Annotated in this window: 1 protein-coding gene; it reads right to left on the bottom strand. The window is 41.9% G+C overall.

What is annotated here, in order from left to right; translation table 11 throughout:
• On the bottom strand, positions 1–728 hold a 728-nt coding region (locus A3739_RS22485), incomplete at its 3' end, for an efflux RND transporter permease subunit (RefSeq protein WP_197472507.1).
• Positions 729–744 lie beyond the last annotated feature (16 nt).

Here is a 744-nt window from a genome sequence, read left to right as displayed (position 1 = left end):
ATTGTGTTTGCAATGTCTTCAACGGATTCAAAATTACCGGATGGTTCTAATTCAATGCGCTCTTCACCCACAGTGATAGACCCGCCAGGAATGATAATATTGCGGCTTTTAATCATTGCGCTAAGTTGGCTAGGAGAAATACTTAACTCACTCAACTTTGAATTATCATATTCGACGTATATCTGTTCTTCTTGCACGCCGTACAGATCAATCTTGGCTGCGTCAGGGAGACTCAACAAATCGTCACGTACATCATCAGCAACGTCCTTCATTTCTCTGTAGGTATATCCCTCGGCAGTCAACGCTAAAACGATTCCGTATACATCACCGAATTCATCATTAACTATTGGACCGATAATTCCACTCGGTAAATCTGGTGCTACGCTATCAATTTTACGACGCAGGTCATCCCATATTGGCCGCATATCGGTATAGCTCTCTTTGATATTAGCGACAACAATAGAAACGCCGGTTTTAGAAGTGCTCGTAACGAAATCGAGTTCTGGAATTTCCTGGATAACTTGTTCAATCTGATTACTTACAAGATCTTCCATTCGATCGGGGCTAGCACCTGGAAGATACGTAATCACTTGAGCAGCCCGAATAACAAAGCCAGGGTCATACGCACGTGGGAGATTATTGAACGCTTGGAGACCCGCCAGTAAAACAATGATAAATAAAACCAAGGTAGTACGATTATTCGCAATGGCAGCTGCAGTAATGTTCATTTATTTAATCCTTTTT

It is taken from the genome of Oleiphilus sp. HI0067 (assembly GCF_001635735.1).
Note: the sequence above shows the minus strand (reverse complement) of the source record. Positions and strands in the feature narration are given on the sequence as shown.